A 13,367-nucleotide genomic window follows, 5' to 3' on the forward strand; every position below is an offset into this window, starting at 1 on the left:
CAGAACCGCCTCTAGGCGGCTTACAATGTCCGTCCAGAGACTGAGATACGGTTAAAGGGAATCTTATTGGATTCATCGAATACAGTTAATGAGTACAATGATTAAGAAGGAGTGGTCACATGGCAAGTTTTTTAAATGGTCTTTTAGGTAACTTCTCAGAGGTTTCCGTCGATGAACTCTCACGGCAGTATGGCATCTATCTGATGCCTAATGAAAAGGTGACAACCGGCTTCAAGTTGATCCGGGATACATTCGTCGTAACCGACGAAAGAATTATTCTGATCGATCATCAGGGAGTTACAGGCAAAAAAACGAGAATTGCCTCCATTGATCTGGATTCCATCTATGAAGTGACAATGGAAACCGCGGGTACTGGATTTGATGATAGCGAATTGACCATTCACTACATTACATCTCCGTATTTCAAAGCAAACAATGTATCAACTGCTTCTTATAAATTTGAGTTTGGCAAAAAGTTCAACCTTCAGCCCTTTTATGTTGCTATCCTCACGCTGGCCACGGAAAATCGCAAACGAATTAATTCTTAAATAGTCCTAGTATAGAAAAAAGCGTGCCCGATTTTCTCGGGCACGCTTTTTGGGGTTACATCGATTAACCGATGGAGCCTTCCATCTCGAACTTGATTATTTTTCAGTTTTACAGTACTTCATGCTTTACCCAAAACCCTTGATAAATAAGGGTTTTGGGTAATTCGCTTTTCTTAACTTTTCATTTCATATTTTTTTGAAACGGACAAAAAACGGACAAAGCTAAATCAAACTTCAGATTATTTTTCGCATCTCATTAATAAAATTTAGGCTGTCCTGGATCCCAGTTTTATAAGCGAATTGGACTACGCGATTACTTTTTAGGTTAAATAAATTTTCGAGCTCGTACAATTTACTCCATGAAGATTCCGGCAAATCGGCTTTTAGTTCAGCCGCGATACTTATAAACTTTTCATATAGATCGTTGCTTTCTTCATCTGCAACCTCAATTAGATCTAAAGCTCGTTTTTCAATTGTAGGTTCTAACCAATCCATAATCATGAATACGCACATCTCCCCTACCTTTGTAGTATATAATGAAGGAATACGAATAATCATCGGAATGCTACCTCGATAAGTCTCCAACTTAGTCCTTAATCATGACTCCCGTCAACTCCTCCAAATGTATTTACTTATAAGGAATTTTAAGTGTATAATCTTTCCATATCCCCGTTTTTAAGCAATTATATCTCGACACAGAAAGGACTTTTTAAGTGCCCTTCTCACGTGGAAGGTGCTTGCTTGCCAATCTGCTTAAAGCCGAAGGATGGTCTCAAGCTGAATATGCCCGTAAGTCTGGGAGATCCAAACGTGTCATCTCACATTTCTGCAACGACGAGCGCGTTATGCTTCCGGAAGATTTATACACCGCCTCTATGTTGTTTAAATGTAGAATGGAAGATCTATACGAGTGGATCGAAGAATAGGTTGGCAAGCAAGTTGCGGAAACTTCACCGCACCTTCCCGAGTACTTTAGGAGCAAATTGCTCTCAAACTGTCGATTGGGATAATTATATTATTTTTTTGTGTATCTTGTTGTCGTATTTAGTCGTAAGATTGTCGATTTCGATAAAATATTCTTAATAAAAGCAATCTAATGTATACAACCATGGAAAAACATGGTATTATCTAATAAATCCAGAAGCACTGGTACAAGAGCCACCTGTGGGAAAGCATCCCTTTCGGTGGCTTTTTTCGTGTCCCCATACAAAAAACAAAGAACAAGGACCTCCAGTCAAAATGGGACCTTGTTCATAGTGGCTATAATAAGTGGGCAAAAATGGGGCAAACTAATTTAGCTTATTAGTTACGGCGATTAAGTGGGTAAACTTACCGCCTAATTTGTTTTCTACTTCAGTTCTTCCGACTACATATCCTGTAATTGTTACGTCCTCGCCGATTTTCATTTTCCCGCTAGGTGTCATACTGAAAAAATCTACTATGGTTCCATCTTCGCATTCGATTACAATCTCTGCAGCTAGCCCAGCTTTTCCAAAATCACTATCGGGTGGGTAATCATCAACAACGCCAACATTCCCAGTAAATGAAATTGCCTTTCCATAATAGGTCCATGGAGTTTTTATAACCGTTTCAGGAGAGATCTTCTCCCCCGCCGGAGTCTCTTTTATAGCCTTGATCATGTTAACGGCGAGCGGTAAATTTCCATTTTTCAACGCATCAACTTCAGATTTATTCCAATTCGGATTTTTTGCGACATCTGCTGCGGCTTTGGTTTTTGCTTCAGCCTCAGCTTTGGCTTTCGCGTCTGCTTCCGCCTTTGTCTTTGCATCGGCCTCCGCTTTAGCTCTAACTTCTGCCTCTACCTTTGCTTTGGCCTCAGCTTCGATCTTCGCTTTTTCTTCCGGACTAAGAGATGGAGCTGCAGAAGAAGATGAAGAAACAGCAGCTTTATCATTAGTTCCACAGGCAGCAGCGGATAATACTAATAAAGCTAAAGCTACAGGGACTACCGCAAATTTAATGAATCTCAAAAGACCATCTCCCAATATTTAGTATGTAGCAGTTCTGATTATAACGAACACAGACGGTCGCGGTCTACATAATTCTGGAAAATTCATTCAAATAAAACTCTCTGCATTAAAAGTAAAATCAATTTCCTCCGGATGTACGTTAGCGACGGGTGTTAGTGATCCTCCTTCCATATCTCTTTGGATTAACCGCTTAATATAAGCGGAGAAATTTGTTCGCTGAGCCGCATGCTGCAGTAATAATTTTTGATCCGGATCATCGATATTGAAAACAACTTGTTTTATTTTAAGGTTAGCCGCCACTATACAACTTCCTCCCAATTTCATAGAAGGCTCTTACATTAGCGAAGACTGAGTCCTGCATAAGCTCGGCACAAGGGAAGTATTCCTTAAGATACCGAAATAGTGCATCAGCTCCTCCTCCACAAACACGCACTAGGTCATGCTTACTCCACTTGGTCATGGCCCTTAATGCAATCATCCTAGCGATCGCCTCCGGATGAGCGTTTCGAAATGTCTCCAAGCCTTCAGTCGAGCTAAAACTATCCCTATCAACTTTTCTCATATCCTTTAGCGTCCCATAATTTATTGTACCGCTACCGATATCGAGAATTCGGATAACGCCGTTTTTAGGAAGAAGCACACCAGCAGACACTCCTTCCGCAGCTACTTCACAGCGACGGATCAAGATGCTGCGTTGAATCCCATTCACCGTTAGGTCATGGCGTCCGGTTAGCATTTCCTTTATCAACTTCTTTTCAGCATTAGTGTGAGTGTTAATGGGCTGGCCTACCACGACAGAGACGTCAGAATCTCTTCGGAATTGATGGATCGCTAGCAGAATCCGCAACAAAGCGTCGAAATGTGCCTTGCTATCACCCTTCATACTTTCAGCGCATTGGCTTTCATATTTTGCCAAGGTACCGGCAAAACCGCGTTTCCCTTGATATTCCCACTCAAAATCGAAATCCCCGTGTAGTTGCTCTAATCTCCGTTCGCGCCAATCGAAGCCAATATCTGAGGGAAACTTTTTTAGCTGGACACCATCAAAATATTTAGTCTCATAATTCCCTGCATCGATAGCCACAATCATTTATAAGCCTCCTTGAATAACCAGTTATATAACTAAGAGCTGTTGTTATATAACTGGTTCCGTAACTCTTCTGCTCATCCCGTTTTTTGACCGCCTTTTCTCGCTGCCGCCTTCTCTATTTTCTCTGCTTCTTTTGCATCTTCTACTTTTGCATACCAATCGCTATCAAGTTCCGCATACACGCTGCGCTTATGCTGGATGCTGTCGCGGACCTCCTTCCAAGGTCTTCCATACTTCTTCGCACACTCCAACCAAACATGGCTGCGGTCCTTAACCATTTTCGGCGGTGCTATCATGTCAGCAATAAACGCAGGGCAATCCTTCCCAGAAGGCAGCCGTACTTTGTTTACAGCGACGTGCTTATCGGGCAAAGCTGCGTACAAGTCCTTCGCATTTGTGTAAGGCGCGAAAGTGTGAGAGAAGCGCGCCAACTCACTTTCCCTCTCTGTTTTGTAGGACGATATACATGCCCCGCCATCTAACAGCGCGTGAGCAGCTGCCCCCATTTGGTCGATGCTATGGCCCGTGAATAGATTCTTTACCCGGTACTTCCTGAACTCCACCGCCGTACCTGACAGCTTACCTTCGATTGCCTTAATTACTTTATGTGGCTCATCGATCCATTTTAAAACGGGTTTACGGTTCGCCTGGTCCGTATCGATCCTGGAAAAGGCGTTGAAATTAATCTTATCCTCGAAGAATCCTAAAATCGTAGCCTGGGCTTCTTGCCAGGCGTCGAAGCTGGCCTGGATCACGACGACGTGTCCGTACCCCCCTTCCGGGTTATCCATAATACGGCGCAGATCCAGTACAGGCTTACCGTCTACTTTCATCTTCGGAGCCTGATAAAACAGATTCGTTAAAAACTGTGTAGAGGATAAAGTTTTTAGCCGGGACATAATTGGATTTACGATTTGCCCCTCTGCACCCCTTGCCGCCATATCCTGCAGCGTGAGTAGATCGCGGACGACGTCAGGCTGGGCTTGAACTTCGGGCCAGCTAAGTAGTTCTTTCCGATACGCCGGACTGACCATTGCCAGCTCTAGGTCCAAGAAAGCCCAGCCAGGTCTTGTCGTAATTGCCCGCATAGCAGAGATTACATACTGCGCCATACGGTCGGAAAACTCCCCAGTTGTAGACAAGCTGTTGATAAACCCGACAAAGCGCGCTGTAATTCGTTCAGATATCTCTAGAGCTGCAAGTTCTTCATCACCACCGGTGCCTGCAAAGCTGCGGCCGTAAACATCCTCCCAGCCTGTAGGAATTGCCCAAGCTTTATTGTCGAAGTTCAGTGCGTGTATTTTCTCTTCGGGATAGTCTTCTGGAAGACAATTCACAAAGTCGCGCAGGACCTGGCCGTCTGCTGTATCAATAAGAATTGCTGTAAACCCAGCCAGAACCATGTCGTAGGCCCAGGTCGTCCCCAGACCGGCAGACTTTCCGCAGCCTTGCTTCCCCTGCCCGAACAGTGCCGTGCAAATAGCATCATTAATAGCTGCTTGGGTTATCCCTTTCTGAGCTTCGGTACTCATGACCTTAAGCGGCAGCTGCGCTAATCGCTTCACTCCCCTCTCCGTGACATAGCCGATACGGACGCCCGGAACATCATACTGCTGTAATTCGTCCGGCAGACTTACTTCCTTAACCTTCCGAGCCTGAATCTGAGGGAATTCTTGGATAAGCGTGTCACCTGGGAGCTGAAAGAACTTCCCCGCCTCTTCGGTCGATACTTTATTAGGCCGCAACCGAATAGAAAAGCCTTTACGCGTTTCAATTGCGTTCACATACCTCGAAGTCCATTTCGCAGGAACGTCGAAGCGCTCCAACTCATTGTCTGCGGAAAGGTCTTTCCAGGCACCCGCGATAGTATAAGCAGCATCCTTCGCCCGGCCCTTATCCTCCGACTGTACCGCGACCCGCAGCCATGCTTTGAGGACGTCGCTGTCCTGCTTGCGCTTGGTGGCAGGCGTCATATCGGCGCGGATTCTTGCCGCTTCCCGGTACGCGCTCTGCTCCTTCTTCCATTCTTTTAAGGCTTCCTTTTGCTTCGCGGTGAAACGGGTAAGCTCTAGAATCTCGTACCGAGCCTTATCGAATCCTTGTATAATCATTCGCAGCAGCTTAGTAGCCGGTCTATTGTCCGGGATAAATCCCTTCTCCAGCAGTGTGTGGGCTGCCTTCGCATCTTTCAACCACTCCATACGGTCCGATGGTTCAAGCATTGCATCGAATACGGCTACGTCGTCACCCTCCAGGGTTCGTACGGCGGTTAACATCGACGGCAGCGGATAGTTATTGCTGGCGTTCGTGTCTAGGCTGAAGATATCGTGCTTGCGGTATCCCAGCTCGGTACAGAATGTTTTTTCTGCGTTCAGCTTTGGCAGCTCTTGAACCTGGGCGATAGTTATACCGCTGTCGTAGATCGCTTCAGCCTTTCGCAGGATCTCCCCAGCTTTATCCCTAGGGAGTAGCAGATAGAAGTTAACGCTTGTAGGTGTCATGACAATTCGGAAGTTTACCCGGTACGCAGGCAGCTGCGTTAACAGCGTATCCGTCCCCCATTTTCTAAGCTCAGCGGGCTTACGGTAGAAGCTGGCGACGACCTTCGCTAGGACCGCTGCCTGATTATTTCGGATGGAAGGCGTCGGGCTGATCTCATAAATCATGAAATCGTCCTGACCCTGCTTGTAAAATCGATCCCAGGGGATGACTTCAACCGCGTTTGTTATTTTACGTTTTGCCTGACCAACTGCTGCAGCTGTCTTAATCAACAGACCAGCGACCTTATCCTTAAACAAGGGACGCGAAGGCTGCGGTTGCGCGGGCCTGCTGCGCGGTTTGTAAACTGTCGGAAATTCTGGCGGCTGATAAATCGTCGGCCAGTTAGGAACTAGAATAATTACGTCTCGCTTGCCGTCGTCGTGACAACGTGTAATTGTATCGCCTACAAAACCTACGATCATGCTCGAAACACCCCCGCCCGTAGCACCCAGAATATAACCCATCCCCAGAAAAGCCATTTCTTCGGCCAGCTGGCCCCCATCATAAGCAGTATTACGCCGCCTATAGTCCCAAGAATGAACGGTGTATCAAGCGCCCCGGAGACGAACAAGTCGTGAAGCTCCGTATACCAGGTATGAGGGTTCAGCCAGTGTATGACCTTGCCCGTAAATTCCTTGATTGCGTCCAGCGATTCCTTAAACGCTGTGGCGCCATCCTTGATATCTGACCAAGGGGTACTTTTCACTTTTGTAGCTATTGCAGCGTCTGCGTATTTCGTTGGATCGATGTATTGACCGTTCTGCATAAGTCCCAAGTGCAAATGACTTCCCGTGGATGCCCCGGAATTGCCGCTATACCCGATTTGTTGCCCCTGAGCGACGTGTTGCCCCACTTTGACCGTAAATCCTTTCATATGTCCGTAAATCGCTTCTCTTCCGTCGTCTAACTTAAGGATTACTCCACGGCCTATCGATTTGTCACCATAGTCCGTAATTCTTTCGACGACGCCGTTAGCGATTGCCCGCAGCGTACTTCCTTCCGCCAGCGGGATATCGATACCTGTATGAGGAGTTTTGTGTACATGGTCAATAGCTCCGAAGCCTGCCGATATCGGGGCGCCGTTCATTTTCAGTAACATAGCCGGTCAACCTCCTTAGCGGTGCGGCGTTGTCGGCACTGCAGGAGCACCGTCGATCTGGTTCCAGACATCTACCTGCAGGCTGCTTTGCAGCTCCAAGAAAATGAGAGGTACCAACAGAATACCGATATAGCCCAGGATGCCCTTTAAGATCCGACCTTTCCAGCCTGGGAAGTCGAGCTGGGCCTCCACAATGCCCCAGATCGTGATCCCCATTCCGACCCAGAAGGAAGCTTTCTGCAGCAATAGGATGATATTCTTACCACCTGACATACCGCCAGCGGCTGCCGCAGCGTGCGTCGTACCTGTAAAGTCCACCAGCATAGCCAGGGCAACAACGGCCATTGTGTACGCTTTTTGATTCCGTTTTAGGTGCGCAATTACTTTCTCAATTTTACGGGCTTCCTGAGGTTCGATTTGAAGTTGCGGCAGCTCAGCTCCCAGATCCACGATCACTTTCCATCGAGGACCATCAAAGCAGTTGGCTCTGATGGTTGATTTAACTATCATTTGGATCTCCCTCCTTTCATGGCGATGGCCAAGGATGCGCAGACAAAAACCACACTCATGATAGTGTAAAAACTAAACATCGCTAACAACTCCTCTCGGGTATACGATCAGAGCCAACGGACCATAATATCAATCATTACAACCGAAAGGGGGTCACCCACTTGCCATTTGTCGCGATTGCCGTTGGTGTTGCCATGATGCTCTGGGGCTCTCAAGCTTATTTCTAAAAATCACTTTTTACCGGACGGTGTCCAGTGGGTTCCTGCATTATTTGCAGGGCCCTTTTTGTTGTTCGTTAACGGTATGCTCGCTGGGCGCGCTTGGGTGCGCTGAGGATCAGCATGCTGCTTAGTTCCCTGAGATGGGATATCGGGGTTTGTTTCGATGCGTCTTGCGGGGATGTTTAAAGTTTTTTCGGTTACTTCAATTTGCTTCGTTGTTCGGATGCCGAGCATTAAGCGCAATCCATCACGGCATAAGTCCTTTAATATTGTTTCGTCCATTTGAGAGATAGCTGAGATAAGATCTGCATCTAAATGTTTCCTTAGACGAAAACTGATGACTGACTTCACATGGGTACACCTCCGTCTACAAGCGTTTACTCGTTGTATACTTCAGTTATATGAACTTAGGTGTGAATATATTCACTGTTAACTATGCAAAATAAATAAAAAAAGATCCTATTCCTTTTCAGAAATAAGATCTGGCCATACTTCGTATAGAGTTTTACCAAGGGATTTAGCGATTTTATCAGCAACAGATAGGTGCGGCTCAGCACCTCTAATGATTGAGGTTAATGAGTTCCTATGTATTCCTGCCTGTTCGGCTATCCAGCCCTTCATCAGACCCTTTTCAATCCGGAATTCTTCAATTCGATTGAGCAACAGCCTCACCTCAACTGACCTATTCGATCAGAAGGCAGTTAACTCCTTTGACGAACACAGGGAAGTTTTGACGAAAGCTTGTTTCTGTATACATTTTTGTAAACATCGTGTCTGAAACAGCTGCTGAACTTTCGCCTCCGCTACGCCCTGCGGGACTTCGACTTCGAGCGAAAGTTTATGTATACCATATTCATACGCCTGTTAGCGGGCAAATATGACTGATAAAACGGGGATCAGAAATTGACAAACAGCTTCCGATCTACAAATACATTATTCTTTTCTTCTATCCCAGCATCAGGCAGCTTCTTAAATTTACTCTTATCCAGCCGAGCTACATACTTACCCAGCGCAATCGAAATTTCCGACTTAATGTGGCCTTTCCAGTACGATAAATTCTCTTCATAGCGGCGGACGAAAATTTTGTAATCGAGAGTTGCACCCGGCTTCCAAGCCTTTACAACCTTTATATCCGCTGTTTTCAAACGCTGTTTCACCTCTACGTGGTCGATCGTTATCATGTCGAGCAATTCCTGGAATTGTTCCGGATGAAGATGTTTTAACGGAGTAAATTCTGACCACGACATCCATTTATCAATCATATCAAGGATCATTGGAAGAATGATGTATTGTGTTATGTCATCATTTTCACTTGCTGTTGTTCGGCTCATTATTAGCACCTCAATAGGAACATATGTTCCTATATTATATGCGAACAATACACGAACAATCAAGTGATGAAAATGAAAAAACTCACGCTGTACTTTATTGGTTAACGTGAGCTTTCGTTGTTAAATTAATTTTAGATAACTAAGTTAGGTCTAAAATGTTCGTTTACAATCTGCCATAAGTGATTGCAATTTTTGCCTGACGCTTTTAGTTCACAATTCACTTCATCAGATAATGTCGTGGTTACATACATTCGACTTTTCGCATCGGCCACTGAAAGGTTAAAGTTCTGAGATGAAACCTGAAGCCATCTTACTTTATTTTTTATCGATGCTATGTCCCATTTGAAGTCCTCGCTAAAAGGTTGCTTTATCTCCATAATAAAACTATTAGAAAAAAGAATTAAACTCTCAATAACCCTTCTCCCGTCAATTTGTTGATATTCTGAAACGAAAATAGATTCTACAGGCTCAGGGCAAAACTCTGAACAAACCTTAAACAGAGGTGTCAATTTTTCAAGAATAACCTGAGAATCTAATTCTAGCTCTTTAAAGTATTCGATATATATTTCCATTTATTTTCTCCTATCCCTAACTTCAAGTATCATACCCTCTAAGTAATGGAGTATGTGACCAAGATAATTAGCAGTGAACTCTTCGCTTTTGTAATCCCATTGCCACTTTTTATTTTGCTCATTAGTCCCCAAATCTAGACGTCTCGTTTCATAGTATTGATGCGTCAACTTTTTAAGCACTTCTTGAAGTTGGGTTGTAATTTGAATTTCAAAAGAACAATATATCGCCTCAGTTTCCCAACTCATTTTAGGAATTTCCAATTGAAATCCAACATCAAGATGAGCAGCGTAATATCCATGTTCTCTTGCCTCAAATGAAACAACAATGTTATTCCCAGTCTGTGCTCCAAACCTTTCTAACTTGGTTGCTAATAATTCGACACCATCCAGGTATTTAACGACAAAAGAAGTTCTAACTAAATCCTTAATCCGATTGTAAGAAGACTCTACTTTATACCATCCTCCTTCAGGACATTCGGGCCAATTTTTATTATCGATAACGTTCTTGCGAAAGAGCTTGTCAATATAAGAATTAAAAGGTTTTAAATAAAGTTCTGGGGTTTGAATTGCAGATGCCATGAATTCGTACTGGGTAGTGAGTAGGTATTCATGACTTAATTCTTTCAACTCATCGGTGAATCCTGTCCAAAAGTTACTCGTAGAAATTTGCTGTTTTAACGCTTGTGTAACTTGATCATAGTAGTTCTTTTTCGGTTGATCAATTTTACTATTGAATTTTTTTTCGTACCAAATTTTAAAACCTTCTATATCCTTAGGTTTTTCCATTACACGCCTCCCGAATAATATTCGGTTTTCTTGTCCACAATAATATAACAAATTGTCCCAAAAAATAAAATAATAAAAAAAAGCCCCCACTAGTCGTTTTAGACCAATGAGGGCTTTGATGCTCCATTATGAATTTTCTTTAGGCTGCCCTGATGCAACGCGTAATGCATCAGCTAATCGTCCGATCTCTGGGTTAGGAGCTAACTCGTAAACAGCTTTCAAAACAGCAATGATTTTATTTGCATCTCCAATGGATAACATAATCTTTACCTCCTCAACTCGTAATGCATTCCAAGCACCAAACCCTTCATATCCTTCATTCAGATCCACCCCGATACCATTCTCGGTGATATCGTTTTTGTATTGGTAGATATGAATTCCGCCCGATTTTTTTCCACCGCTCCATGCATAAGTTTGCCAATACCTCGAGCATACTCGTACCGATTTAGCCGCCTCAATCACGCTATACGAGCCGTATACGCCAGTATTGTATTTCGGAGTAGCTTCGCTAAAACCTCTAATATATTCGAGCACAACGGGCATCTGAGAGGCTGTAACTTCAAAGTCCACGGCAGTATAGATCGTAGAGCCCTCGGGCTGCCCAACCTGCTTCGCCACTTCGATCGCAGTGTAACCGTCGTTAATGCCTGCGGTACGACCACCGAGTGCTCGATTAGCGGTTGTCTCAAACACTGAGATAATATTGATACCCGCTTTATTAATAAGCTCTGCCTCGGCCCGGGTCAGCGCCTTGCTATATCCGGACGGAACCAGATATCGGGCAACAAATGCATACCCAGCTGCCGCGAATGCAGCAGCCGTTTTAGTGGTTAATGGAGTCGAACAATCAAATCCCTTTATCATTTGATCCATCCCCCTTGGCTTTCAAAACTTGAATAATCTCCTTTAATTTTGGGAACATCGGAAGTCCCAAGCGGCCATAATTCTCAGCAATTGATATGAGTTCGTTTGATAAATAAAAACAAATAGCCCCATTCATAATGAGATCGGAGCCAAGCAAGATATCCATCCTATGCGCCATCACGACAATCACAGCCATGAGGAATTTCTTGAAGATCCCAAGGAAACCAATCTTGCTGCTTAGTCCACTTTTCTCTTTTATAGAAGCTGCAATACCAGATCCATAATCAATCGCCATCGCCAAGAAAAATAATCCTAACAATTCTGACCACCCCCCATAGGCATATATGAGAATTGCTCCGATTACTCCGGATGACGCGGTTAAAGCAGCAGCATGTTGTGTGGTTGGTAATCCTAATCCTTCGGTTAATATTCTTTTAAACATGGTTCACTCTCCCGAAATTAAAATAAGCCCCGATCGGCTCGGAGCTTACTTTACTTTTATTTAGTTAAATTATTGCTTCCAACTTTTCATTTCTTTCACTTGGTGCTTATTGATTTTAGACATTTCAATTCTGCTCATGATAAATGTTCTTATAACATTAGTTCGTGCTTCGGTGATTCTTGAGAATAGAAAAGCAATCATGCACATCAAAACTATCATCATTATCTCTATTAAGACAGATAGGAGGTTAGGTTGAAATCCAGTAAAGCCATTTTTAGCAGCCCAAAAATATACAAGGTTAATAATTGGGTAATGAATTAAATATAGACTAAATGAAAAACTAGCTAACAACTTCGATTTTTTTTCAAACCATTTATTCGTTATTACGTTTTCTTTATTCTTTGTATTAACGTGCAACAATGTGTAGATAAGAAGACCCATTGATAACCCAATTAAAATATCTACAAAAAATAAGTTATCTGTATGATGATCAATAAACAATCTTCCGTTACCCACTAACGGTCTCAAAATCATCGCAAAACATAATATTAAGAAAGACATAAACATAAAAATTTTGTTCTTTGCTAAACGAATACTCGGCAAAAAAAGAACGATCGTTCCAATTAACCATATTAAGAAATACGAATCTGTACGTTTCCCAACGACGAACAAAATACTTAGAGCAATGATAAGGCATACAATTTTTATCACTTTTCTCTGGTTTCGGAGCATCATGATTAATAATGGAAATAGCATATAGTACCAAAACTCATATCCTAGGCTCCACAACGGCCCATTCGACCCATATGAACGAACATAAAAGTTCTGCAGAAAAAACAAATTTCCAAAGAACTCTTTGACATTTAAATAGTAGTCATCAATGTATCTTTGATAATTAAAATAATTAATGGCGAAGTAATCTGCAATACATGTTAGCAATAACGCCGGAATTAGTACAATGTATAATCTAGATAATCGACTAACAAGATATGATTTCCAAGACCATTTATTTTCAAATATTGCTTTTAGGACAGATCTCGAAATAAACAAACCACTTAGAACAAAAAACACTACAACTGATGGACCTCCCAGCAAGTTAAGTAGATAAAGTAATTTAACGTAGGCGTTCGGATTTTGTAAATATCCATAACCTACAAACAATCGCGACCCCATATGCTCCATTAATACTAGAATTGCAGCTAACCCACGTATGAAATCCAAATAATAAGATACTTTTCCATCTAACAATTCGTTGATCTTTGAGAAATTACTATATGTTTTACTCATTTTCCAACCCCATATTCCATAATAAGAACATCTCGTTCTTTATAAAGAATATCAGATATTGTCATATTTTTCAATTTACATTTTC

At 43.0% G+C, this 13,367-nt stretch carries 17 protein-coding genes; 2 read left to right on the forward strand and 15 right to left on the reverse strand.

The features are described 5' to 3' along the window. The first annotated feature begins 119 nt into the window (after positions 1 to 119). A complete protein-coding gene (locus GC097_RS15155; RefSeq protein WP_171684139.1) occupies positions 120 to 548 on the forward strand; it encodes a PH domain-containing protein in 429 nt (142 codons plus the stop codon). Positions 549 to 782: 234 nt separating this feature from the next. On the opposite strand, the gene GC097_RS15160 is transcribed toward GC097_RS15155, so the two are convergent. Beyond that, a complete protein-coding gene (locus GC097_RS15160; protein ID WP_171684140.1) occupies positions 783 to 1,049 on the reverse strand; it encodes a hypothetical protein in 267 nt (88 codons plus the stop codon). A gap of 212 nt (positions 1,050 to 1,261) precedes the next feature. Between GC097_RS15160 and GC097_RS15165 the strand changes: the two genes are divergently transcribed. Next, the gene (locus GC097_RS15165; RefSeq protein WP_171684141.1) at positions 1,262 to 1,474 is read left to right on the forward strand and encodes a helix-turn-helix domain-containing protein; all 213 of its coding nucleotides are present in this window, start codon (positions 1,262 to 1,264) and stop codon (positions 1,472 to 1,474) included. 363 nt (positions 1,475 to 1,837) lie between these two features. Here the strand turns inward: GC097_RS15165 and GC097_RS33905 are convergent, their stop codons facing one another. The 14 genes from GC097_RS33905 to GC097_RS15235 form a co-directional block, all read right to left on the reverse strand. Next, the gene (locus tag GC097_RS33905) at positions 1,838 to 2,539 is read right to left on the reverse strand and encodes a hypothetical protein (protein ID WP_216625778.1); all 702 of its coding nucleotides are present in this window, start codon (positions 2,537 to 2,539) and stop codon (positions 1,838 to 1,840) included. Positions 2,540 to 2,626: 87 nt separating this feature from the next. Next, on the reverse strand, positions 2,627 to 2,839 hold the full coding sequence (locus tag GC097_RS15175; protein ID WP_171684035.1) for a hypothetical protein: 213 nt from the start codon (positions 2,837 to 2,839) through the stop codon (positions 2,627 to 2,629). Then, positions 2,829 to 3,629 (reverse strand): ParM/StbA family protein, encoded by an 801-nt coding sequence (locus GC097_RS15180; protein WP_171684142.1) that lies wholly within the window; start codon positions 3,627 to 3,629, stop codon positions 2,829 to 2,831. The genes GC097_RS15175 and GC097_RS15180 overlap by 11 nt, the downstream gene beginning before the upstream one ends. Before the next feature lie 74 nt (positions 3,630 to 3,703). Continuing rightward, complete coding sequence (locus GC097_RS15185; protein WP_171684143.1) at positions 3,704 to 6,634, reverse strand: hypothetical protein; 2,931 nt, start codon at positions 6,632 to 6,634, stop codon at positions 3,704 to 3,706. Beyond that, on the reverse strand, positions 6,589 to 7,269 hold the full coding sequence (locus tag GC097_RS15190; protein ID WP_171684144.1) for a M23 family metallopeptidase: 681 nt from the start codon (positions 7,267 to 7,269) through the stop codon (positions 6,589 to 6,591). The genes GC097_RS15185 and GC097_RS15190 overlap by 46 nt, the downstream gene beginning before the upstream one ends. Positions 7,270 to 7,284: 15 nt before the next feature. Continuing rightward, positions 7,285 to 7,779 (reverse strand): hypothetical protein, encoded by a 495-nt coding sequence (locus tag GC097_RS15195; protein WP_171684145.1) that lies wholly within the window; start codon positions 7,777 to 7,779, stop codon positions 7,285 to 7,287. A 230-nt stretch (positions 7,780 to 8,009) separates the two neighbouring features. Then, positions 8,010 to 8,351: a hypothetical protein gene (locus GC097_RS15200; RefSeq protein ID WP_171684146.1), complete on the reverse strand. Its 342-nt coding sequence runs from the start codon at positions 8,349 to 8,351 to the stop codon at positions 8,010 to 8,012. A 108-nt stretch (positions 8,352 to 8,459) separates the two neighbouring features. Further along, the gene (locus GC097_RS35245) at positions 8,460 to 8,672 is read right to left on the reverse strand and encodes a helix-turn-helix transcriptional regulator (RefSeq protein ID WP_171684147.1); all 213 of its coding nucleotides are present in this window, start codon (positions 8,670 to 8,672) and stop codon (positions 8,460 to 8,462) included. 224 nt (positions 8,673 to 8,896) lie between these two features. Beyond that, positions 8,897 to 9,331, reverse strand: coding sequence for a YhjD family protein (locus GC097_RS15210; RefSeq protein WP_171684148.1), 435 nt, complete (start codon positions 9,329 to 9,331; stop codon positions 8,897 to 8,899). A gap of 131 nt (positions 9,332 to 9,462) precedes the next feature. After that, complete coding sequence (locus GC097_RS15215) at positions 9,463 to 9,903, reverse strand: hypothetical protein (protein ID WP_171684149.1); 441 nt, start codon at positions 9,901 to 9,903, stop codon at positions 9,463 to 9,465. Then, the gene (locus GC097_RS15220) at positions 9,904 to 10,689 is read right to left on the reverse strand and encodes a nucleotidyltransferase family protein (RefSeq protein ID WP_171684150.1); all 786 of its coding nucleotides are present in this window, start codon (positions 10,687 to 10,689) and stop codon (positions 9,904 to 9,906) included. It abuts the gene before it with no gap. Positions 10,690 to 10,815: 126 nt separating this feature from the next. Beyond that, the gene (locus GC097_RS15225) at positions 10,816 to 11,562 is read right to left on the reverse strand and encodes a DUF1906 domain-containing protein (RefSeq protein WP_246294263.1); all 747 of its coding nucleotides are present in this window, start codon (positions 11,560 to 11,562) and stop codon (positions 10,816 to 10,818) included. Beyond that, positions 11,537 to 11,995 carry a phage holin family protein gene (locus tag GC097_RS15230; RefSeq protein ID WP_171684151.1) on the reverse strand — a complete coding sequence of 153 codons (459 nt, stop codon included), beginning with the start codon at positions 11,993 to 11,995 and terminating at the stop codon, positions 11,537 to 11,539. Before GC097_RS15230 ends, GC097_RS15225 begins: the two co-directional genes overlap by 26 nt. A 69-nt stretch (positions 11,996 to 12,064) precedes the next feature. Beyond that, a complete protein-coding gene (locus GC097_RS15235) occupies positions 12,065 to 13,282 on the reverse strand; it encodes an acyltransferase family protein (protein WP_171684152.1) in 1,218 nt (405 codons plus the stop codon). Positions 13,283 to 13,367: the final 85 nt, after the last annotated feature.

Origin of the sequence: Paenibacillus planticolens (assembly GCF_013141725.1) — a bacterium.
GTDB lineage: Bacteria > Bacillota > Bacilli > Paenibacillales > NBRC-103111 > Paenibacillus_E > Paenibacillus_E planticolens.